This is a genomic window from Bacillus sp. YKCMOAS1 (genome assembly GCF_030268125.1).
GTDB classification, from domain to species: domain Bacteria; phylum Bacillota; class Bacilli; order Bacillales; family Bacillaceae; genus Bacillus; species Bacillus safensis.
Map to the genome: position 1 here is coordinate 728,920 of NZ_BSEI01000002.1, position 21,189 is coordinate 750,108.

The window sequence follows — 21,189 nt, forward strand, 5'->3', positions numbered from 1 at the left end:
TTATGGAATTCCAATTATGTCCACACATTCAGCAAGCTTTTTTACTCCTAGGCAAAAGGTGGAATGGGCTTATTATACATGTATTGCTTGATGGTCCAAAGCGTTTTAAAGACCTCACAGACACGATACCGTCTATTAGTCAAAAAATGCTTGCAGAGCGTTTAAAAGAGCTCGAGCAAGAAGGAATTATAGAGAGGACTGTCCTGCCTGAGACGCCTGTCAAAGTCATTTACAGTTTAACGGAAAAAGGGAATGCGTTACATGATGTGTTTCATGAGGTATCTCGGTGGGCAGGGGAGTATACAGACACTCACGACAAAAAGGAGCAAGCCTAGTTTCAGGTTTGCCCAAACATTTTAACTCCTGATGAATATGCTGATGTTAGGCACATGACAAAGGAGGAGAAATGCATGTACCCTCATACTCCGTATTTCCGAGGCGGCGCCCCTGGCATTCCGCCATATGAATCTAGAGTCCCTTTGTTTTTTGGTTTTGGCGCTCCTTTGGTCGGCGGACTACTTGGCGGATTTCTAGGAAGTGCGATTTTTAATTATCCCCGCCCATATTATCCCCCGCCACCACCGCCTGCTCCACCACCTTATGGCGGCGGATATCCACCATATTATTAAGAAAAAAGAGTAAGCCTGCTTCCATTCCAAAGCAGGCTTTTTATAATGGAATATCAATTTCAGAAATTCCTGGATCATCATGCTTTAAAAACATAATTTCCAATATACCGTCTTGGTACGACGCCTTCGTTCCTTTTCGCTTCACAGCAGCAGGGAGGACGACTTTCTTCTGCGCCCCTTCTTCAGGAAAATGATCAATAAACAGCAGATTGGCTGTATGTTTGATTTTGACTTTTTCTGTGTTTGGACGAGCAAGTTCAATTTTGACAAACACATGATCAGTCGTCTCGAACACTTCGACTTCTGGCTCTTTTTCCTTTTGGACGTCAGTTTCTCTCGTTTTTTGATTTTGAGAAAGGGGGTCCTGAAATGGGAACTGAGCAGGATAATTGGAGCCGAATACACTTTCCATGACTTGATTGACATACTGCTCAACGTCTTTAGGATCTGAATTCTTTAAGGCTTCTTTTGAGAACTGCTTTTGAAAAGGGAATAATCGGTTCCAGTCGAACATGCGAATCATCCTTTCTAAATGCCCTGAATTAGTATATGCCCATTCGTCAGCGTGCGTGCTATAATATACGTTAGATTTAGAAAGGGATGGTTACATTGAACGAACAGCATTCAAAAGGTGTTCTCTACACGGCAGCATCTTTTACACTCTGGGGTTTATTCCCGTTATATTGGAAGCTGATGGAGCATATTTCGTCAGGCGAAATTTTAGCGCACAGAATTGTATGGTCATTTGTGTTTATGTGCGGTATTCTTTTGTATTTAAAACAAGTCCGCCCAGCGATGCAGACAGTAAAAGGTCTCATACTAGATGGTAAAGCATTTTTTTCATTACTTTTATCTGCTATTTTAATTTCGGTCAACTGGTATGTATATATTTGGGCAGTCAATCATGGTCTTATGCTAGAAGCAAGTTTAGGGTACTATATTAATCCGCTTGTATCCGTTCTATTAGGGATTATTTTCTTAAAAGAACGACTAAATAAATGGCAAACCATTGCCATCCTCATTGCCGCATTTGGGGTGGTCCTTTCAACAGTTCAATACGGGTCATTTCCTGTCGTTGCTTTCTTATTAGCCTTTAGCTTCGGTTTTTATGGTCTGATTAAAAAAAGGATGAGCTTCACGAGCGCGATTGGTTTGACAATTGAAACACTGCTTCTCGCACCGGCTGCACTAGTGTACTTATTATTTTTCTTAAAAGAACCTGTTGTGACTATGAATCCTAACAGCTTCGGATCGCTCGGACTCCTATTTTTTGCAGGTGTTTTTACAGCCGTGCCGCTTCTTTTATTCTCAGAAGGCGCAAAAAGAATTCCTCTTTATCAAGTGGGCATTTTGCAATACATTGCACCGACAATTACGCTGTTTTTAGGGCTGTTTGTCTATCACGAACACTTATCCGCAGCTAAAATTGTGACGTTTCTTTGTATTTGGGTGGCGATTTTACTGTTTACCACCTCTCAATTACGCATGAAAAAAACAGCGAATTCTCATTAAGTCAAACGAGCAGTTTGCTTTTTTTTGCAGGCGGATCATGTCATAATAAGTTGTTACCAAAACTGTAGAGGTGATCATATGTCGTCAGCTCATGAGCTTGCAGCCGCCTATCAATCTTTATGGAAAAATCGTCAGCTTGATGTTGAAGATATGTCTTCTTTACACGAGGCCATATGTGATGATTTACTTGATGCACGAACTCATCCGCGGGCGAGGAAATCATTACATCAAAAGTATGTGCTTGCTGTGGAGAGGATTTTAGAAAGTGAGCTTAAGCATGATCATCAGCTGCAGCTGATCAGCTTACATACGAAAAAGCTGCGAGAATTAATTCAAAATGAAGGAAGGAACCACTCATGAAACCAATTCAAACGGAAGATGTCACAGCACATCTTGAATCGTTTTTAAATCGTCCAGTCTTCGTTCATCTTGAAACGACAACTGGTTCTTATTCAGCTCATGTAAACGAACAAAATATGACGGTTGTGGCGTATATCCGCAACGCGAAAGTCGTCTATTCACAGGCGAAAATAAAAGGACAAGGTCCATACCGTGTTGGAATGAAAACAGAAGATGGCTGGATTTACGCAGAAGGATTAACCGATTATGTGTTTGATGACCAAGGCCGCCTGCTTTTAGCTGGGCACTTGCCAGACGGGAAACTAGCGATCTCATTACAAATTAGTGAAACACCATTTCAGGTGTAGAAGAAAGGGTGACGAGTCATGAACGAACATGTACTAGTGATGCTGCCTCACCCCGATGATGAATCCTTTGGGGTTGCAGGTCTCATTGCACAAAGCAGAAAACGCGGAATTCCCGTCACATATGCATGCGGGACACTTGGGGAAATGGGCAGAAATATGGGAAGCCCAACATATGCTAACCGTGAAACACTTCCGGAATTAAGAAAACAGGAATTAATCAATGCCTGCAAAGAAATGGATATCACAGACTTACGTATGCTTGGCTTGCGTGATAAAACATTGGAATTTGAAGACGACGAGTATTTGGCAGATGTGATGGAATCCATCATTGATGAAGTCAAACCGACACTCATTGTGACGTTTTATCCAGGGCACGGTGTACACCCTGATCATGATGCGACAGGCGAAGCTGTGATTCGTGCTCTATACCGCAAGAAAAAAGAAGACCGCCCTGTCACATACTGCATGGCCATTACGAAAAATAGAGAAGAAGTGCTTGGAAATGCGGATATTGTCATTGATATTACAGATGTTGCAGATATCAAATTAAATGCACTGAGAGCGCATAGAACGCAAACAGAAGGCATGCTGAGAGAACTGGAACAAAAACTGAAAAACAAAGAACCTGTCGTCCAAAAATGGTTTGATGAAGAAATTTTCTGGACGTACCAATGGAATGATTAAACAAAAAAGCAGCTGACATAGATCAGCTGCTTTTTTGTTGTATTTAGTGATTCGATACATATCGAAGTTGACGTTTTTGAATCAACCTGAGACGGATAAAGAGGACGATGGCACCTGCGGCAAGGCCGGCAATCAGCCCTATCCAATAACCAAACGCACCAAAGGAGGTATATGTGCCAATGAGATAACCGGCAGGAAGACCGATGACCCAGTAAGAGACAAAGGCAGCAATCAGCGTATAATTCACGTCTTTATAGCCGCGCAGAGCCCCTTGAATGGGTGCAGCAATCGCATCTGACAGCTGGAAGAAGATCGCGTAAATCAAAAAGTGCTGTGTCATTTGTAAAACAGCTGATTCAGCTGTATATAAACCAGCGATCTCTGGTCTGAATAACAAAATAAGTGCGGCCGTACATAATGAGAATAATACCGCCGTACCAATGCCGATATAGCTGTAGCTTTGCGCGTCTTTATATCTCTTAGCCCCCGCTTCAAACCCAACAACGATCGTTAAAGCCATAGAGATACTAAGCGGTAAAATATAAAGAATAGAAGCAAAGTTCATCGCTGCTTGGTGACTGGCGATTGTAATGGTATCAAAGTGACCCATTAAAAGCGTCACTGCTGCAAAGATACTCGTTTCAAAAAAGATCGCAAACCCGATAGGAAGGCCAATTTTCAGTATTTGCCCTACACGGGAGATATTCATTCGAGGCAGTTTTTGAAACAAACGAAATGAGGCGAATGGCTCTACTTTAATGACAATACAAATACTCATGATGAAAATCGCCCAATACGTCATTGCAGATGCAAGGCCCGCACCCGCACCGCCAAGCTTTGGAAAGCCAAAATTTCCAAAAATCAATACGTAATTTAAAACAAAGTTAATAGGAAGTGCTGTGAGCGTGATGAACATCGTCACACGTGTTTTCCCTAATGCATCAATAAATGACCTTAGCACCGAATAACCAAACAGCGGGATGATGCCAAAAGCAAGAAAGCTGAGAAAATGCCGGGCAATATCCTCTACAGATTGCTCGAGTCCAAGTCCTCCGAGTATGTAAGGAACGCTGATCGTACCAATGACAATCACAGCGATACTTAAAAGAAAGGACAAATAGATCGCCTGAAAGACAGCCCGGGGAACATCTTCTTTATGCCCAGCCCCCATCAGCTGAGCCACAATTGGAGTAACGGCCATCAAAATACCGGCAAGTCCTGTATAAACAGGTGTCCAAATACTAGAACCGATCGCAACACCCGCAAGGTCTTCTGCACTTACTTTTCCAGACATCACCGTATCTAAAAAGGTAATAAGTGAAAGACCTGCTTGGGTGATTAAAATCGGAATCAAAATGGTTAAAAATAGTGTCAGCTTTGCTCGAATGCTATTCGTTTCTCTCATCATAAGTTCCTCTCTGAACAGAAATAACGAGAGGAATTATATCATGCTATGTAAAAAAATCAATTCTCCGTCGGATTATTTTTCTTAGATGGCTTCGTTTTTTTAAACATTTGGGCATAAATAAAAGAAAGACTGACAACACCTAAAATGCTGCAAGCATATTGGATGATTTTCTGAATGGTCATATTAAGTTCACCTCCATACAAATAGAATGTGCACAATTTGCTATTTTATAACAACAAGCGAAAGAAGGAGGGAAAAGGTCAGATGATCCACCGGACGAACGAAGAAGTCATATTTAAAGCCGGAATGAGAACACACTTGATGAACATTATGAAGGATGCAAGTGACATCATTGATTCTCTTGATGAAACAGAGCAGTGCTTACTTTGTGATCTCGAATCATTGCATGATCAGTTTAATGAAATGCATGCAGAGGCTTCGTCGTTTTATTTACAAGCGTATATGGAAGAATTCACACCAGGATTTGCTCAATTTTCTTTGGCCATTGAGCATTTATCAAAACAAAAGCATGGTGCACTCATTGTGATCCAAAGAAGGGATGAGGTTGAAGATTTTATTCAAAAAGGGACAAACCTCCATGCGAAAATTAGTGCTTCCTTAATAGAAAGCATTTTTTACCCGGGAAATCCACTTCATGATGGGGCTCTTTTAGTCAAAGAAAATACACTTGTTTCTGCTGCAAATGTGCTGCCGCTTACATCAAAAAAAGTGAGCCCGTCGCTTGGCACAAGGCACAGGGCAGCGATCGGACTCTCTGGTATGACCGATGCACTTGTTCTTGTCGTATCAGAAGAAACGGGAAAAATGTCGTTTGCGAAAGAAGGCGTGCTTTATCCGCTTACCGTAAAAGATCCGGAAATAAGAAAATAAAAACGAACGCTGCATTCTTCATTCGGAAGGATGCTTTTTTATTTGTGGAGAAAAAATAGCCAATTAAGCAAAAAGTCATTTGATACAGAAAAATTTGTCATGTAGAATAGAACTATGAAACTAGCAGCGTGCTTGTTTTGACAAATTTCTAAACGTCAACTTAAAAATTCCTTAAAAAATGTTTATAAATAAAACAAACAGCCGATAGAAACGATATGGCTTTGTTTTTTAGCATTTTGAGTTGGCTGCTTTAGCCTATTTGTTATTGCCCAACGTCTTCATGTCGAGTAATATAATAGAAATAAAGATAAAATAGTGCAAGAGAAGCAGAACCATTAAATGCTAAACTCGAAACTAGTACATAAGTCTTAATGAACCAAATTACGAAAGGCGGAGATTTCTTTATGAAGAAAAAAGTAGTAACCGGCCTCACAGTTTCAGCGATCGCTGGCTCAGCTGTGTTTGCTGCACCGGCAGAAGCACAGACGATCAAGGTGAAAAGCGGTGACTCACTTTGGAAGATTGCCGAACAGTACAATACAAGTATTTCGGAGCTTCAATCTCTTAATCAATTAAAAACGACAATGATTTTTGCAGGACAAAGCTTGAAAATTCCTGGCGAAAAAAGCAAGAAATCCAGTTCATCAACAGGATCAAAAGCAACGAAGAAATCAAGTGCCTCAACGACTTCCAGCTACACTGTAAAGCTTGGAGATTCTTTATGGCTGATTGCAAAAAATCATAAAATGTCAGTTGCGAGCTTAAAAAGCCTAAACAGCTTAAACAGCGACTTGATTCGTCCTGGTCAAAAGCTAAAGGTATCTGGCAGCACGAAGACGAGCGGAAGCCAGTCATCAAATTCAAACTCATCTTCAAATTCCAGCTCAAGCAATAAGACAACGAACTCAAATAGTTCATCGTCTTCAAGTACATACAAGGTTAAATTAGGGGATTCTCTTTGGAAAATTGCGAATTCGCTAAATATGTCGATTGGTGAAATCAAAACATTGAACGGATTAAAATCTGATATGATTTATCCGAATCAAGTATTGAAAGTAAAAGGGACGGCTGCATCAAAACCAAGTCAGTCAAAACCTACTAAACCAAGCAATTCAAACAGTAACCAGTCTTCTAGCGGGAAAACAACATCTTATACTGTAAAATCAGGCGATTCGTTATGGAAAATTGCGAATCAATTCAAAGTACAGGTTCAATCCATCCGCACAGCCAACAGCTTGAAAAGTGATGTGCTTAGAATTGGACAAGTATTAAAAATTAATGGTGCAGCTTCCGGCTCAACTGGATCGAACGGATCTACGTCTAACGGTTCAACAACTCCGGTCAACAATAACAAAAACGATGTACCAATGAACGCAAAGATCACGACAATGATCCAAGAGGGGAAAAAGCTGACAGGCGTTCCTTACAGATGGGGTGGTAATACTCCAGCAGGATTTGACTGCAGCGGCTTTGTTTACTATCTCATTAACAAAGTTTCATCTGTATCCAGACTAAGCACAGCAGGCTACTGGAATATGATGACTTCTGTTAGCACACCACAAGTTGGAGATTTTGTTTATTTTACAACGTATAAAGCTGGCCCTTCTCATATGGGACTATACCTTGGCGGGGGAGATTTCCTTCATGCAAGTGACAATGGAGTAGGGATCTCGAACCTAAGCAACCCATATTGGAAAAAAGCCTACTTAGGTGCAAAACGTTTCTTCTAAAAAAAGCCGATTTTCGGCTTTTTTTGTTTGCCCGCTGCTGTGATTGTCCATACTGATAACAAAAGGGGGCAGTCATAAATGAAAAAGTCAGTGTGGATGATCATGATATGTTTAGTCTTTGCTGCGTCAGCATGTCATGCACCGCCGAAAAAAGAAATGACAGAAGAAACAAGCGAAGTTGCCGCACCTAAACAATTACCAGTCACGACGTCACTCATAAACGAAAGCGGGCAAAAAATAGGAAGCATTGAAATCAGAGAATCCTCAGAAAATGGGCTGGATTTGCATGTGAAGGCGAAAGGGCTGCCGCCAGGTCCTCACGGTTTTCACATTCATGAAACAGGAATATGTGAAACGCCAGATTTTGAAACGGCAGGAGCTCACTTTAATCCAACCCATAGAGAGCATGGTTTTGACAATCCAAAAGGGCATCATGCTGGAGATATGCCTAATTTAGAGGTAGGGGCAGATGGACAAATCGATGTTGTCGTGAACGTACCAGATGTGACGTTAAAGGGAGGCCAAAATCAATTAATCGATCAAAATGGGCGAAGCTTTATCATTCATGCAGAAGCAGATGATTACTTAAGTAACCCTTCTGGAAACTCAGGGAAACGCATCGCTTGCGGTTCAATGACAAAAGAAATGGTAAAATAACAGAAGTCTAACCTTTATGTATTGAGTGCATAAAGGTTTTTTTAGTATACTTGGTGAGGAAAATGATCGAAGAGAGGAATTAATTATACATGTTTAACGAACAATCACTCCCAGAAGAAATTCAAGCAATGATTGAAGCAAAAGCAAAAGGGCTGGAAGATGAATTTCGTCCACTTATTGGAACAGGCGGCTATGAATCACAGGATACTTCTATCATTCAAGATGCCATGATTGCATTAGCACTAGGAAAAAACGTTCTTTTAAAGGGACCGACCGGCTCAGGTAAAACAAAACTAGCAGAAACATTATCCGCTTTCTTTCAGCAGCCGATGCACAGTGTGAACTGCTCCGTAGATCTTGATGCTGAAAGTTTGATTGGCTATAAAACCATCCACAATGATGGTCAGGTGGCTTCGATTGAATTTATTGAAGGACCTGTGACGAAAGCAATGAAAAAAGGCCATCTTTTATATATCGATGAAATCAACATGGCAAAGCCAGAAACATTGCCTATTTTAAACGGTGTACTCGACTACAGAAAAATGATGACAAACCCATTTACAGGTGAGGTAGTTAAAGCAGAAGAAGGCTTTGGCGTCATTGCAGCAATCAATGAAGGATATGTCGGCACAGTGCCTCTAAATGAAGCGTTAAAAAACCGTTTTGTTGTCATTGACGTTCCATATATCGGCGGCGGTATCCTGAAAGATGTACTGCAATCTCAATCTGTTTTAAAGGATGAGCGGTTAATCGATCAATTCGTACAGCTCTCATCAGACTTGATTACACAAGCTCATAACGGACAGGTGAGTGAAGAAGCAGCATCCATCCGTGCGCTCTTAGATACTTGTGATCTTGCGCAATACATCCCGCCGCTTCGTGCCATTGAACGAGGGATTGTTGAAAAGCTGGAAGATGACCGGGAAAAAGCAGCGGTAAGAAATATCGCTCAAACATTATTCGAGTGAGGTTCTGACTTTTGAAATTCATCAAATTTAATGACAGCAGAATCGATTCATTTCTATTTATGGAATTAACGGATTTAGCCAAAACATTAGCAAAAAGTGATGATGTCGAGCTTGAATACGGTGTGCAGTCCTACTATGAACCGTTTGAAAAGAAAATTTTCATCAGTCATTTTTGGGATGATCGTAAACAAGAAGATATGCTAGCAGGGCTGAAAAGTGATGTGTTCCTTCGTGCAGTAGGGACGGTTTATAGTGATCTTACTGTATTTCAGGAGATCATTCGTTATGCGCATACATTATCCATTCCTGATGTATGTAAACAATTGTTTATGCTGTTTGAAGATATCCGGATTGAAGAGCGGATTAAACATGACCGCCCAGGAACAAAAAAGGTATTTAAACGAAGAAGAGAGCTGTACCGGCGTCACTTCAAGACACAATTAACGATTAACCAAGAACGAAGCATTTTAACGGATGCACTCTTTTGTGCGATTTATGTGAAGCTGACAGCTGATTCTCCGCTCGAAGAGATTCCGCCTCTTCATGAGCAGATCAATCCGATGATTCCGTTTATTGAGTCAAGTCTTGAACGTGTGTATGATGCGGGTTCAACAGCAGACATTGCAGCTATTGTCAAAGAATTGATGGAAGGCTTTGATGAGCTGCTTGAAAAGGACATGCTGAATACGTACTTTTTCTTCCCTGAATTGGACTATGAACAAGCGGCAAAAGAACCACTGTTCCATGACTTAAAAAGAAAACCTAAATTAAGTGAGGACATCAAAGTCGACCGGGAAAAAGAAGGCGATGAAGACATTCACCAAGAGTACATGGAAGTATGGCATCGAGAAACCGAAGCGCCATCAAAAAGCTTCCTTCAATTTGATTTAGAGCATGGCGGTAAAAGTGATCTTGGTAAGGATGCAGCAAGAGAAGGCGATGACGGAGATCAGGCACTCGGAACTGTCCAAGGCTCTGCAAAGCAAACACACCGAAAAGATTATTCAAAACTTGAGGCGCTGGAAGAGGCTGAAGGTGAAGAAAGCGGAGCAGACGGTCATGAAAATGGAAAAGAGAACAAATATGCGTTTCCAGTCATGATTTCACCAGATCCGCCTATGCCAGAACAAATCAATGTATACAAGCAGCATGCGAAGGAAATTGAGCCTTACCAAAAACGTTTAAAACAAATGATCCAAAAAACTCTTGAACATAAAAAATCTTGGCCTAAAACGGACCTTCATGCAGGACGTCTCAGCAAAAAGCTGATTCGCTACTTTACAGAGTCTAATCCGCGTCTTTTCTATAAAAAACAAGCACCGTCTTCTCAGATTGATGCTGTTTTCACCTTATTAGTAGACTGTTCAGCGAGCATGTTTGACAAGATGGACGAGACGAAAAAAGGCATTGTTCTATTTCATGAAGCGTTAAAATCCGTACAAGTCCCACATCAAATTGTTGGGTTTTGGGAAGATACAAACGACGCAACAGAAACAAGTCAGCCAAACTACTTCAACACAGTCGTGTCGTTCAAAGATTCTTTATTTGATGCAGGGCCTTCTATTATGTCTCTTGAGCCAGAAGAGGATAACCGGGATGGTTATGCGATCCGCCAAATGACAAAGATGATTTTAAAGCGAAGAGAAGAGCAAAAGTTTCTGATTGTCTTTTCAGACGGAGAGCCAGCTGCGTTCAGCTACGAACAAAATGGGATTGTCGATACGCATGAAGCAGTTCTTGAAGCGAGGAAAAAGGGCATTGAAGTGATCAATGTGTTTTTATCCAATTCGCCGATAGAAGAAGCACAGATGAAAACCATTCAAGATATGTATGGCAAGTTCAGCATTTTTGTACCAGATGTCGATACATTGCCAGATGTTTTATATCCACTACTGAAGAAACTGCTGCATAAAAGCATTGGGGCATAAGGTTTTGCCCCTTTCTTTAAATTATTTTTCGGAATGATTTAAATTTTTTGTTTTTCTGTGAATTTTTTATCTTTAATTGAACAAAGAATGTAGAAAGTAATCCAAAACAGTGGTAGAATATTATTGGAAGCGTTTTATTACATAAATTTGGTCATTGTGTTCTGGAAGTTATATCGAGATAGTGTTCAATCACTTGATGATCAAAGTTGGGGGTAGTGTTCAAAATGTTTCAAAATGATGTGAAACAACCGTTGAGTTGGGAAGAATTTCATGGTCCGAACCTCGGCTATGTGCTCGAGCTCTACGATCAGTATGTCCAGGATCCTACTAGTGTTGATGAAGATCTAAGAGGCATATTTGATGAACTTGGTGCACCACCGAGTGAAATGAAGGAGGAAATTGGGAAAAAAGAAAATAGCGTAGTTACTTCTGAACAAATCCAAAAGATAGCATCAGTCGTTAAACTGGCAGAAGACATCAGAACGTATGGCCATTTAAATGCTTCCGTCAATCCTCTTCGCAAAGAAAAGGAATTACAAGAACTGTTTCCTTTAAAGGAGTACGGTTTAACAGAAGAAGATGTCAAGAATATACCGATATCTATTATTAGTCCGGATGCACCAAAACACATTTCAAACGGCATAGAAGCCATTAACCATTTGAGAAATACGTATAAGCGTACCATTTCATTTGAATTTGATCACGTGCATGACTTCGAAGAGCGAAATTGGCTCTCAAAATCAATCGAGTCTGGTGAACTATTTAAGAAAAAACCATCAGATAAACTAGTTTCTGTATTCAAGAGATTAACAGAAGTTGAGCAGTTCGAGCAGTTTCTTCATAAAACATTTGTTGGGCAAAAGCGCTTTTCTATAGAAGGTTTAGATGCACTTGTCCCAGTACTTGATGAAATTATTTCAGAGTCCGTTACACAAGGGACTTCAAATATTAACATTGGAATGGCACACAGAGGCCGTTTAAATGTATTAGCACATGTGTTAGGGAAGCCATATGAGATCATTTTCTCAGAATTCCAGCATGCGCCAAATAAAGAGCTTGTTCCATCAGAAGGCTCTATCGGCATCAGCTATGGATGGACGGGGGATGTTAAGTACCATCTTGGAGCTGACCGTCAAATCAAAGACGAAGATACAAAGAGTGCGAGAGTCACGCTTGCTAATAACCCAAGTCACTTGGAGTTCATTGATCCAATCATTGAAGGAAGCACGCGTGCCGCTCAGGAATCACGTACTCAAAAAGGCTATCCAGTTCAAGACGTTGAAAAAGCGTTAGCCATCTTAATTCATGGGGATGCAGCATTCCCTGGAGAAGGAATTGTGGCAGAAACATTAAATTTAAGTCAACTTGTCGGCTATCAAGTGGGCGGAACCATCCATATTATTGCCAACAATATGATCGGGTTTACAACGGAAAGCAATGAATCTCGTTCGACGAAATATGCAAGTGACCTTGCAAAAGGGTTTGAGATTCCTATTGTTCACGTCAATGCAGATGATCCAGAAGCGTGTTTAGCGGCTGTTCAGCTAGCTGTAGAATACCGCAAACGTTTCAAGAAGGATTTCCTTATTGACTTGATTGGCTACCGCAGGTACGGTCATAACGAAATGGATGAGCCTTCTACAACTCAGCCAATGCTGTACGATGCGGTCAGAAAGCACAAAACGGTCAAGAATATCTTTGCGGATAAACTTGTCTCAGAAGGTCTTTTGACAAAAGAGCAGCGTGAAGAAATCGAGCAGGCTGTGACGGCAAAAATAGAAGAAGCTTATAAAAAGGTGCCTTCAAAGAAAGAGCATACGATTCAAGAAATCGAACTGCCGGAGCCTGTATCAAACGGCTTCCCAGCAGTGGATACTTCAGTAGAATTTGATGTATTGCGAAAGCTGAATGAAGAATTGATCAGCTGGCCGAATGATTTCCAAGTATTTGGTAAGCTGAAACGGATCCTTGAAAAACGTGCAAAAGTGTTTACAGATGACCGTAAAGTAGAATGGTCACTTGGGGAAGCACTCGCATTTGCATCTATATTAAAAGACGGTACGCCAATTCGAATGACCGGACAGGATTCAGAGCGTGGTACTTTCGCTCAAAGAAACCTTGTTCTTCACGACAGTCAAACGGGTGATGAATTTATTGCTCTTCATGAACTGAGTGATGCAAATGCATCGTTTACTGTTCATAACAGTCCACTGTCAGAAGGCTCAGTCATCGGATTTGAATATGGTTATAATGTCTATTCTCCTGAAACGTTAGTGATTTGGGAAGCTCAATTCGGAGACTTCGCAAATGCGGCTCAAGTGTATTTCGATCAATTTATCTCAGCTGGCCGTGCAAAATGGGGACAAAAATCAGGTTTAGTGATGCTGCTGCCGCATGGATATGAAGGACAAGGTCCTGAGCATTCAAGTGGAAGAACAGAGCGCTTCCTGCAATCAGCTGCTGAGAATAACTGGACAGTTGCGAATCTGACAAGTGCAGCGCAATATTTCCATATTCTTAGAAGACAGGCGAAAATGCTGCTTCGTGAAGAGATTCGTCCGCTTGTCATTATGACACCGAAGAGTCTGCTTCGTAACCCGAACACATTGTCTGAAGTCCAAGAATTAACGGATGGACAGTTCCGTCCTGTTCTTGAACAGCCAGGTCTTGTACATGATCACGAAAAAGTATCGCGTCTCGTGCTATCTAGCGGGAAGGTATCCATTGATATTAGTGATCGTTTTACTCAAATGGAAGAGCCGAAAGATTGGCTTCACGTTGCAAGAGTGGAACAGCTATATCCGTTCCCAGCCAAAGATATTAAAGGAATTTTAACAAAGCTGACAAACTTAGAAGAAATCGTATGGGTGCAAGAAGAACCGCAAAATATGGGAGCTTGGGGATACATTGAGCCATATTTACGTGAAATTGCGCCTGAAAAAGTAAAAGTACGTTACATCGGCCGAAGAAGACGTTCAAGTACGGCTGAGGGTGATCCAACTGTGCATAAAAAAGAACAAGAACGAATTGTATCTGATAGCTTGACTCGCAAAAACTAAGGGGGAAATGAAAAATGGCGGAAATTAAAGTACCTGAATTAGCGGAATCAATCTCGGAAGGAACGATTGCTCAATGGCTAAAGCAGCCGGGCGATTATGTGGAGCAGGGGGAGTACCTGCTGGAACTTGAAACAGATAAAGTCAATGTCGAACTGACTGCTGAAGAATCTGGTGTATTAAAAGAAGTGCTCAAAGATTCTGGTGACACTGTACAAGTTGGAGAGGTCATCGGAACGATTGCAGCAGGTGAAGCTGGCGGAAGCGAGTCCGCAGCTCCAGCACCTGAGCAAGCTTCTGCACCAGCTTTGAAAGAAGAACCGGCAGCTGCTCAAAAAGAAGAAGCAGTGAAAGAAGAGCCGAAAGCTGGTAATGGCAGAACCATCGCTTCTCCTGCAGCTAGAAAACTAGCGAGAGAGAAGGGATTAGACTTATCTGAGATTCCAACCGTAGATCCGCTGGGCAGGGTACGAAAGCAGGATGTCGCTTCTTATCAAAAGAATGAAGCACCTGCAAGTGCACCGAAAGCCGCGCCAAAAGCAAATGCGGCGGTGCAAACTGAACAACCAGGAAAGCCAGTTGAACGTGAAAGAATGTCACGCCGCAGACAAACAATTGCAAAACGTTTAGTTGAAGTTCAACAAACGGCTGCGATGCTGACGACATTTAATGAAGTCGATATGACAGCTGTGATGGATTTAAGAAAGCGTCGTAAAGATGCCTTCCTAGAACAAAATGATGTCAAGCTTGGCTTCATGTCCTTCTTTACAAAAGCAGTTGTAGCAGCACTGAAGAAATATCCGCTGCTTAACGCAGAAATTCAAGGTGATGAGCTTGTCTTGAAGAAATTCTATGACATCGGCATCGCTGTTGCTGCAAACGAAGGACTTGTCGTACCGGTTGTCCGTGATGCAGACAGATTGTCATTTGCAGGGATTGAAAAAGAAATTGGTCATCTTGCGAAAAAAGCAAGAGATAACAAATTGGCTCTTAGTGAGTTACAAGGTGGATCATTCACGATCACAAACGGCGGAACATTTGGTTCTCTGCTTTCAACACCGATTTTAAACAGCCCGCAAGTTGGAATTTTAGGAATGCATAAAATTCAGCTTCGTCCGGTGGCGATTGATGAAGAACGTTTTGAGAACCGTCCGATGATGTATTTAGCTCTTTCTTACGACCATCGTATTGTCGATGGTAAAGAAGCAGTTGGATTCCTTGTTACGATTAAAAACCTGCTTGAAGATCCAGAGCAGCTATTGCTTGAAGGATAATTTTCCATTATAAAAAGCTAGCACTTGTTAAGGTGCTAGCTTTTTTTCTTTTCACTGTCAGGTTGTCCTCGTTTTGACCAATACGTCGCAAGCCAGGAACCAGATAAGTTATGCCACACACTAAAAATCGCACTTGGTACGGCTGCGAGCGGCGAGAAATGTGCTGTTGCAAGGGCTGCACCAAGCCCGGAGTTTTGCATGCCTACTTCAATCGAAATCGCTCTTTGAGAAGGGATATCCATTTTGCACCATTTAGCGATTAGGTATCCAAATAAAAGACCGAGCCCATTATGTAAAATGACAACGGCTAATATCAGCAATCCAGATTGAAGAATCTGCTCTTTATTTGCACTGACAACCGCTGCAATGATCACCACAATTCCAGCAACAGATACAAGCGGCAATGCTTGAACCGCATAGTTTACTTGTTTTTTGAAAAACACCTTAACAATAACCCCTAAGATAATAGGAATAAGCACAACTTGGACAATTGACAAAAATAATGCCTCCGGTGATACAGGTAACCATGATCTTGCAAAGATAAAAATAAAAAGAGGCGTTAAAAAGGGAGCAAGAAGGGTCGATATAGTTGTGACCGCTACGGATAATGCCATATTGCCTTTTGCCAAAAAGGTCATGACATTGGATGCAGTACCGCCTGGGCAGCAGCCCACAAGAATAACGCCTACTGCAATTTCAGATGGCAGCCGTAACCCGTAAGCTAATAGAAAGGCGATCAGCGGCATGAGTGTGTACTGCGCCAAAACCCCGATTAGTACATAGAGAGGTTTACGAAAAAGCTCCTTAAAATCTTCACCTGATAACGTAAGCCCCATCCCAAACATAATGATTCCTAGTAAAAAAGGGATATACGGTCCAATCTGAGAAAATACGTCAGGAAAAGCAAATCCAAGACATGCAAAGATAATGACCCAGATTGCGAAGGTTCTTCCTGCAAATTGACTAATGGTTAAAAGAATGTTCATTCATTGCTTCATCTCACTTTCCTCACATATCTTTCCTATTTTAAACGAATTTTCTGAAAAAACAACCTGTTCTTTATAAAGGTGTTGATAATTTGATTATGTAAACTAAAAATACCCCATATAAGCATGAGCCTATATGGAGCATCGTCTTAAAAAGGGGTCCACTTCACTTGCTGTGCTTGCTTAAGCCTTGCTTCTGGCTCACGCCAGTCAACTACATTCCACCAACGATCTACGTATTTCGGTTTTTCATTCAGATATTGAAGATAGTAGGCGTGTTCCCATACATCAAGGGCTAAAAGAGGAATAACGTCCCATTGTGACAAAAATTGATGGCGTTCTGCTTGTAAAATCTCTAATCGCTGGGATCTGGGCGCCCATACGAGAATGGCCCAGCCGACACCCTCTACTTGTTTGGCCGCTGCTGAAAATTGAGATTTAAATGCGTCATAACTGTCAAATGATTGTTCAATGAGACGAAGCATTTGTCCAGTGGGCTTTCGTTTTCCTGAAGGACTCATGGAAAACCAAAAAATACAATGTAAATAGTGCCCCGCACCATTGAAGGCAAGCTCTCTTTCCCAATGCTTGATCATTTTAAAATCATTGGTTCTTCTTGCATTTTTTAATGCAAGCTCAGCTTGGTTCAAACCATCAACATATGATTGATGATGCTTCTGGTGATGCAAATACATAATCTCTTTTGAAATAAACGGTTCTAGTGCATCATACCGGTAAGGGAGAGGAGGTAGCTTATGATTTCCCGCTGCTACCTCTCGCAGGTCTTCTTGTGGTTTCATGTCCTCAGAAATACGTTCTGCCAGTTCGTACCACTCTTGTTCACTGGAATGTTCATCATCCATTGAAAACCATAAATGGTCTACTTTCTGACGGATGTTGTCATCATGAATCGCGGATTGAATGGTGCTAAGCCACTCTTTGAGCTGCATTCGATACTGTTCCTTATTCATTCTTACGCCTCATTTCATCTAAAAATGTAGAACAAGCCATCATGGGAAAGACAAATGGGTAGCTATGATAGGTGATGTAAAATTGCTTTGGCAGGCCAATGCCTACTGGATAGTGCAAGGCTTCACTCGTGTGCTGATGATGGGTCAAAAATGAGATGGCTTTTAAAATCGCTTTGTCATCTGGCTTCTCATATTGTAAAAGTGCCTCTGCTGCCCAAGCCGTCTGCACCACTGTGCCAAACGGGAGGGGGACATACGTTTTTACCTCTGCACTTTTACACGATTCTCCGAAGCTGCCATCTTCTCGTTGAATCTGCTTTAAAAATCGACACGCTTTTTGAACAGCAGGATGGGTAGAGGGGATGCCGGCCGCTTTTAGTCCTGTTAATGCTGCCCACGTCCCATAAATATAGCAAACACCCCATCTGCCAAACCATGATCCATTTTTCTCTTGATGATCTAGGAGCCACTTGACACATTGATCTTTTTGCCTGTGAACGGGTGGTGACATGTTTTTCTCTTCAAGACCAATGAGATGAAGCACCCGGCCTGTAATATCGGGAGTCGATGGATCGATCGCTGCATCCTCCGCAGATTCAAGCGGCAGATGTCGAAGCAGGAAGTGATCTTGATTTTTTTCAAAAGCAGAGAATCCGCCGTCACGGTTTTGCATAGAAAGAAGCCAATGAAATCCTCGTTTCCATTGAACTGGTGCGTATGTTCGCGGAATGGCTTTTAAGACAATTTGCGTATCATCACAATCAGGGTTATTTGTGTTGATATCTGAAAAACCAAAGCCTCCCGGAGCAGTATGCCGGTTATGAATCGCCCAATCTGCTTTCTTCATTTGCTGCCGGTTCAGCAAGTATGAGAAAGATTTAGTGATGACTGGGTCTTCTTGTTTTTTGCCAGCTTTTTGAGAAGCATAACTGACAAGCGCTGTATCCCAAACTGTGGATGTGGAATTTTCTGCATACATTCTGCCCTGACAGACAGTGACTAGCTTTTTCATGCCTTTGACTGCTTTTAAAATGAGATGATGTCCCGGGGAGTACCCAAGACTCATAAGTGCATAGACCATAAAAATACTGGCACTTAAATAGCTGTACAGCGTGCCATCTTTTTCAAGGCGATCAAACATATATCGCTTTGCTGCTTCATATCCGAAAAAGTCCAGCCGGCTGTCGAGTGCTGTATACGATCGCATGTAAGTCAGAAAGTGTTGAGCGGAACGTTCTTCTCTTGCCATAAACCAGTCAAATGGATTCTTAGACATGTTTGCATCAAGGTGTGCCAAGCTTGGAAATTTCTCATGAGAGGTATATCGTTTGTTGAGTGCAATCATCATTGGTACAAAGTGAATTCTTGCATATGCACTAAGATGATAAAAGTGCAGCGGAAAGTATGTAGGGATGAGTAAAAAGGAAAGTGGTGCATAGAAATACGGCCAAGGGTGCATGCCGTTGACAGCGAGCATCCACTTTGTCATAAAGTGAACGTTCTTTAATCCACCTTTTGATCGAATATATTGCGCTGCTTTTTCCATATGCGGCTCATCTTGTTGAAACTTGCCTGATACGAGCATTCCGCAATAGCCCTGCACAGTGGCAGTTACATGTCCCGTTTGATCATGATACAAAGAAAAAGACCCATCCTCATTTTGTTTTTCGCGTATCGCTTCTGCTAATTGATGAACCAAAGCCTGATCCGAATCACCGACAGCCTTTAACAGCATAATCAAAAAAGCATTTGTCATCATAGGACCTTCAAAGCAGAAAACAAAGGCGCCATCTTCTCGTTGTCTTCGCTGCATTTGTATGTGCAATTCTTCGATAAATTCGTTTACTTTCAATTGAAAATCTTGCATATGCGGCCATGCTCCTTTCTTTTCATACTATATTCAGGAGCCGGCCTGTCACATGCAAACACAAAAAAAGCCGATGACAGGGTCACCGGCTCAGCGTGTAGACAAACCCTCGCATTCGGTGTCAGGTCTGCGCGCTGGTGCTCACGAATGTCACAATTCGCTCCGCGCCAGTGCTCGTCCTTCCTAGACTGCAAAGGTTTTCTATCACGCTGAAAAGAAGACAAAGTGCTAAAATAAAAATCATTTTAGCACTTTGTCAACGATCTGAGCCGATGACAGGGTCAAAGGCTTTCTTGACGTCATTAGTCTTGGAGATTAATCCATACACTTTTGACTTCTGTATAGTTGTTAAGGGCATATGACCCCATTTCTCTGCCAAGACCTGATTGCTTATATCCTCCAAACGGAGAGGCGGCATCAAAGACATTATAGCAGTTGACCCAAATCGTTCCTGCTTCAAGACGTGCAGCAATATCGTGGGCATGCTTTAAGTTTTCTGTCCAAAGTCCTGCTGCTAATCCATATTCAGACTGGTTGGCCCGTTCGACCACTTCATCAATGGAATCGTAAGGAATTGCAGATAAAACAGGTCCGAAGATTTCTTCTTTGGCAATGGTCATTTCATCTTCTACATCTTTAAAAATCGTAGGGGAGACGAAATAGCCAGCCTCATAAGGGCAATCGCCACCGACAACGGCTGTTGCCCCTTCGGATTTACCTTTTTCAATATAGCCTAATACGCGTTCGTGCTGTTCTTTACTTACAAGAGGTCCAATTTGTGTATCTTGATGAAGACCAGCGCCTTGCTTGAGTGATCCTGCATATTTGGCCATTTGATCGACCACTTCATCATATTGGCTCCGATGAACAAAGACTCTGGAACCCGCGCAGCATACTTGACCTTGGTTAAACATGACGCCATTTAAAGCACCTGGAATGGCTTTCTTTAAATCAGCATCAGGTAAAATAATATTCGGTGATTTTCCGCCAAGCTCTAATGTGACCCTCTTAATGGTTTTAGCCGCTTTCTCCATAATTAATTTTCCAACGCTTGTTGACCCAGTGAAGGCAAGCTTGTTCACATCAGGATGTTCAGTTAAGGCATTTCCGGCTGTTTCGCCAAATCCAGGAACGATGTTAATGACGCCTTCTGGGAAGCCGGCTTTGTCCACTAATTCTGCTAAATAAAGAGCAGAGAGTGGAGTTTGTTCGGCTGGCTTTAAAACGATGGTGCATCCTGTTGCAAGTGCGGCACCCATTTTCCACATGGCCATGAGCAATGGGAAGTTCCATGGGATGATTTGTCCTACAACGCCAACCGGCTCATGGCGGGTATAATTAAAATATCCTTGACTGACAGGAATGGTTTGTCCATTCATTTTTGTCGTCCAGCCTGCATAATAGCGCATGTGCTCAATAGCGAGGGGGATATCTGCATTTGTTGTTTCATTGATTGGTTTTCCATTATCTAAAGTTTCAAGCTGTGCAAGCTCTTCTTGATTTTCTTCCATTAAATCAGCAAGCTTGAACATGAAGCGGGCGCGTTCAGCGGCAGACATTGAGCGCCAAGGACCATGAAAGGCTTTTTTTGCAGCTTTTACTGCCTCATCAATATCTTTTTCACCTGCTTCATATACATCAATAAGGGTTTCGCCTGTGGCTGGGTTAGGAGTAGCAAAGGTTTTATTATCGTGACTTGTGACAAACTGACCGTTAATGTAGAGTTTTTTCGTCCCTTGGAGAAAAGATTCGAGTTTTGAACTAATTTGAAGTGTTGTAGAGCTCATAAATAAACAAACCTCCTTAAAGATATGGATTGTTTTCTGCGAGTTCTAGGTGAGAAAAGCGGACATGCAACGAAACTGTATACGCACAAAGATGTAAACGTATACAATTATCATATTACACGACATGTTTGAAA

Annotated in this window: 20 protein-coding genes; 13 read left to right on the forward strand and 7 right to left on the reverse strand. The window is 41.8% G+C overall.

All coding sequences use genetic code 11. The features are described 5' to 3' along the window. Positions 1-2 precede the first annotated feature (2 nt). On the forward strand, positions 3-335 hold the full coding sequence (gene yodB / locus QSJ46_RS08715; protein WP_041085725.1) for a transcriptional regulator YodB: 333 nt from the start codon (positions 3-5) through the stop codon (positions 333-335). 75 nt (positions 336-410) lie between these two features. Continuing rightward, on the forward strand, positions 411-629 hold the full coding sequence (locus QSJ46_RS08720) for a hypothetical protein (protein ID WP_024422697.1): 219 nt from the start codon (positions 411-413) through the stop codon (positions 627-629). A 40-nt stretch (positions 630-669) separates the two neighbouring features. Here the strand turns inward: QSJ46_RS08720 and QSJ46_RS08725 are convergent, their stop codons facing one another. Next, positions 670-1,143: an Hsp20/alpha crystallin family protein gene (locus tag QSJ46_RS08725; RefSeq protein WP_039179316.1), complete on the reverse strand. Its 474-nt coding sequence runs from the start codon at positions 1,141-1,143 to the stop codon at positions 670-672. Between the two features lie 86 nt (positions 1,144-1,229). Here QSJ46_RS08725 and rarD point away from each other — a divergent pair, with 86 nt between their 5' ends. From rarD to bshB2, 4 genes are all read left to right on the forward strand, one after another. After that, positions 1,230-2,141 (forward strand): EamA family transporter RarD, encoded by a 912-nt coding sequence (gene rarD, locus QSJ46_RS08730; protein ID WP_241218592.1) that lies wholly within the window; start codon positions 1,230-1,232, stop codon positions 2,139-2,141. A gap of 78 nt (positions 2,142-2,219) precedes the next feature. Further along, on the forward strand, positions 2,220-2,501 hold the full coding sequence (locus QSJ46_RS08735) for a hypothetical protein (RefSeq protein ID WP_262090283.1): 282 nt from the start codon (positions 2,220-2,222) through the stop codon (positions 2,499-2,501). Beyond that, positions 2,498-2,848 (forward strand): YojF family protein, encoded by a 351-nt coding sequence (locus tag QSJ46_RS08740; protein WP_008359999.1) that lies wholly within the window; start codon positions 2,498-2,500, stop codon positions 2,846-2,848. The genes QSJ46_RS08735 and QSJ46_RS08740 overlap by 4 nt, the downstream gene beginning before the upstream one ends. An 18-nt stretch (positions 2,849-2,866) precedes the next feature. Then, positions 2,867-3,532: a bacillithiol biosynthesis deacetylase BshB2 gene (bshB2, locus tag QSJ46_RS08745; RefSeq protein ID WP_039179311.1), complete on the forward strand. Its 666-nt coding sequence runs from the start codon at positions 2,867-2,869 to the stop codon at positions 3,530-3,532. A 43-nt stretch (positions 3,533-3,575) separates the two neighbouring features. Here the strand turns inward: bshB2 and QSJ46_RS08750 are convergent, their stop codons facing one another. Both QSJ46_RS08750 and QSJ46_RS08755 read right to left on the reverse strand, forming a co-directional pair. Further along, positions 3,576-4,937, reverse strand: a complete 1,362-nt coding sequence (locus QSJ46_RS08750; RefSeq protein ID WP_285604568.1) for an MATE family efflux transporter — start codon at positions 4,935-4,937, stop codon at positions 3,576-3,578. A gap of 59 nt (positions 4,938-4,996) precedes the next feature. Next, on the reverse strand, positions 4,997-5,122 hold the full coding sequence (locus QSJ46_RS08755; RefSeq protein ID WP_008359993.1) for a hypothetical protein: 126 nt from the start codon (positions 5,120-5,122) through the stop codon (positions 4,997-4,999). Positions 5,123-5,204: 82 nt separating this feature from the next. Between QSJ46_RS08755 and cdaS the strand changes: the two genes are divergently transcribed. From cdaS to odhB, 7 genes are all read left to right on the forward strand, one after another. Then, positions 5,205-5,831, forward strand: coding sequence for a sporulation-specific diadenylate cyclase CdaS (gene cdaS / locus QSJ46_RS08760; protein WP_039179307.1), 627 nt, complete (start codon positions 5,205-5,207; stop codon positions 5,829-5,831). Between the two features lie 404 nt (positions 5,832-6,235). Further along, positions 6,236-7,561, forward strand: coding sequence for a C40 family peptidase (locus tag QSJ46_RS08765; protein ID WP_142394572.1), 1,326 nt, complete (start codon positions 6,236-6,238; stop codon positions 7,559-7,561). A 78-nt stretch (positions 7,562-7,639) separates the two neighbouring features. After that, a complete protein-coding gene (locus tag QSJ46_RS08770) occupies positions 7,640-8,218 on the forward strand; it encodes a superoxide dismutase family protein (RefSeq protein ID WP_285604569.1) in 579 nt (192 codons plus the stop codon). Between the two features lie 89 nt (positions 8,219-8,307). Then, a complete protein-coding gene (locus QSJ46_RS08775) occupies positions 8,308-9,186 on the forward strand; it encodes an ATP-binding protein (RefSeq protein WP_285604570.1) in 879 nt (292 codons plus the stop codon). A gap of 11 nt (positions 9,187-9,197) precedes the next feature. Further along, positions 9,198-11,114 (forward strand): vWA domain-containing protein, encoded by a 1,917-nt coding sequence (locus QSJ46_RS08780; RefSeq protein WP_285604571.1) that lies wholly within the window; start codon positions 9,198-9,200, stop codon positions 11,112-11,114. 224 nt (positions 11,115-11,338) lie between these two features. Further along, entirely contained in the window at positions 11,339-14,173 is a 2,835-nt protein-coding gene (gene sucA / locus QSJ46_RS08785) for a 2-oxoglutarate dehydrogenase E1 component (protein WP_039179296.1), read from the forward strand. Positions 14,174-14,187: 14 nt separating this feature from the next. Next, complete coding sequence (gene odhB, locus QSJ46_RS08790) at positions 14,188-15,444, forward strand: 2-oxoglutarate dehydrogenase complex dihydrolipoyllysine-residue succinyltransferase (RefSeq protein WP_285604572.1); 1,257 nt, start codon at positions 14,188-14,190, stop codon at positions 15,442-15,444. A gap of 35 nt (positions 15,445-15,479) precedes the next feature. Here the strand turns inward: odhB and QSJ46_RS08795 are convergent, their stop codons facing one another. The 4 genes from QSJ46_RS08795 to QSJ46_RS08810 all read right to left on the reverse strand — a co-directional run bounded on the left by QSJ46_RS08795 (position 15,480) and on the right by QSJ46_RS08810 (position 21,055). Beyond that, positions 15,480-16,430 (reverse strand): bile acid:sodium symporter family protein, encoded by a 951-nt coding sequence (locus tag QSJ46_RS08795; protein ID WP_039179291.1) that lies wholly within the window; start codon positions 16,428-16,430, stop codon positions 15,480-15,482. A gap of 149 nt (positions 16,431-16,579) precedes the next feature. Next, positions 16,580-17,401, reverse strand: a complete 822-nt coding sequence (locus QSJ46_RS08800) for a superoxide dismutase (protein ID WP_107163464.1) — start codon at positions 17,399-17,401, stop codon at positions 16,580-16,582. Continuing rightward, the gene (locus QSJ46_RS08805; RefSeq protein ID WP_285604573.1) at positions 17,394-19,268 is read right to left on the reverse strand and encodes a terpene cyclase/mutase family protein; all 1,875 of its coding nucleotides are present in this window, start codon (positions 19,266-19,268) and stop codon (positions 17,394-17,396) included. The genes QSJ46_RS08800 and QSJ46_RS08805 overlap by 8 nt, the downstream gene beginning before the upstream one ends. Before the next feature lie 302 nt (positions 19,269-19,570). Then, positions 19,571-21,055, reverse strand: a complete 1,485-nt coding sequence (locus QSJ46_RS08810; protein WP_099663404.1) for an aldehyde dehydrogenase family protein — start codon at positions 21,053-21,055, stop codon at positions 19,571-19,573. Between the last annotated feature and the right edge of the window lie 134 nt (positions 21,056-21,189).

Excerpts from the sequence above, each read along its gene's own strand:
- cdaS (WP_039179307.1), top strand. The coding sequence starts at position 5,205 with ATGATCCACCGGACGAACGAAGAAGTCATATTTAAAGCCGGAATGAGA.
- QSJ46_RS08720 (WP_024422697.1), top strand. The coding sequence starts at position 411 with ATGTACCCTCATACTCCGTATTTCCGAGGCGGCGCCCCTGGCATTCCG.
- sucA (WP_039179296.1), top strand. The coding sequence starts at position 11,339 with ATGTTTCAAAATGATGTGAAACAACCGTTGAGTTGGGAAGAATTTCAT.
- QSJ46_RS08800 (WP_107163464.1), bottom strand. The coding sequence starts at position 17,401 with ATGAATAAGGAACAGTATCGAATGCAGCTCAAAGAGTGGCTTAGCACC.
- yodB (WP_041085725.1), top strand. The coding sequence starts at position 3 with ATGGAATTCCAATTATGTCCACACATTCAGCAAGCTTTTTTACTCCTA.
- odhB (WP_285604572.1), top strand. The coding sequence starts at position 14,188 with ATGGCGGAAATTAAAGTACCTGAATTAGCGGAATCAATCTCGGAAGGA.
- QSJ46_RS08755 (WP_008359993.1), bottom strand. The coding sequence starts at position 5,122 with ATGACCATTCAGAAAATCATCCAATATGCTTGCAGCATTTTAGGTGTT.
- bshB2 (WP_039179311.1), top strand. The coding sequence starts at position 2,867 with ATGAACGAACATGTACTAGTGATGCTGCCTCACCCCGATGATGAATCC.
- rarD (WP_241218592.1), top strand. The coding sequence starts at position 1,230 with ATGGTTACATTGAACGAACAGCATTCAAAAGGTGTTCTCTACACGGCA.
- QSJ46_RS08725 (WP_039179316.1), bottom strand. The coding sequence starts at position 1,143 with ATGTTCGACTGGAACCGATTATTCCCTTTTCAAAAGCAGTTCTCAAAA.
- QSJ46_RS08750 (WP_285604568.1), bottom strand. The coding sequence starts at position 4,937 with ATGAGAGAAACGAATAGCATTCGAGCAAAGCTGACACTATTTTTAACC.
- QSJ46_RS08775 (WP_285604570.1), top strand. The coding sequence starts at position 8,308 with ATGTTTAACGAACAATCACTCCCAGAAGAAATTCAAGCAATGATTGAA.
- QSJ46_RS08770 (WP_285604569.1), top strand. The coding sequence starts at position 7,640 with ATGAAAAAGTCAGTGTGGATGATCATGATATGTTTAGTCTTTGCTGCG.
- QSJ46_RS08805 (WP_285604573.1), bottom strand. The coding sequence starts at position 19,268 with ATGCAAGATTTTCAATTGAAAGTAAACGAATTTATCGAAGAATTGCAC.
- QSJ46_RS08795 (WP_039179291.1), bottom strand. The coding sequence starts at position 16,430 with ATGAACATTCTTTTAACCATTAGTCAATTTGCAGGAAGAACCTTCGCA.
- QSJ46_RS08740 (WP_008359999.1), top strand. The coding sequence starts at position 2,498 with ATGAAACCAATTCAAACGGAAGATGTCACAGCACATCTTGAATCGTTT.
- QSJ46_RS08735 (WP_262090283.1), top strand. The coding sequence starts at position 2,220 with ATGTCGTCAGCTCATGAGCTTGCAGCCGCCTATCAATCTTTATGGAAA.
- QSJ46_RS08765 (WP_142394572.1), top strand. The coding sequence starts at position 6,236 with ATGAAGAAAAAAGTAGTAACCGGCCTCACAGTTTCAGCGATCGCTGGC.
- QSJ46_RS08810 (WP_099663404.1), bottom strand. The coding sequence starts at position 21,055 with ATGAGCTCTACAACACTTCAAATTAGTTCAAAACTCGAATCTTTTCTC.